This is a genomic window from Citrobacter sp. TBCS-14 (assembly GCF_005280805.1).
Classification (GTDB): Bacteria; Pseudomonadota; Gammaproteobacteria; order Enterobacterales; family Enterobacteriaceae; genus Citrobacter; species Citrobacter gillenii.
The window spans coordinates 1-211 of sequence record NZ_SZWM01000313.1 but is presented as its reverse complement, the minus strand read 5'-3'; the positions used below and the strand labels follow the sequence as shown (position 1 = coordinate 211).

General features: G+C 53.6%; 1 protein-coding gene. It reads left to right on the top strand.

The genetic code is table 11. The annotated features are described in order from the left end of the window. Positions 1–211: aminotransferase class I/II-fold pyridoxal phosphate-dependent enzyme (locus tag FDX22_RS15270; protein ID WP_146717417.1), on the top strand; the 211-nt coding region annotated here is incomplete at both ends.

The following is a 211-nucleotide window of genomic DNA, read 5'->3' as shown; positions in this document are numbered from 1 at the left end:
GTGGCTGTTATCGTGTGCTGTTTGTCGATCAGGGTGATGATCAGGCGCTGAAAGCGGCGCTGGCAGAAAAACCGAAGCTGGTGCTGGTCGAAAGTCCAAGCAATCCGCTGCTGCGCGTGGTAGATATTGCAAAAATCTGCCAACTGGCGCGTGAGGCTGGTGCGGTGAGCGTTGTCGACAACACTTTTTTAAGTCCTGCACTGCAAAATCC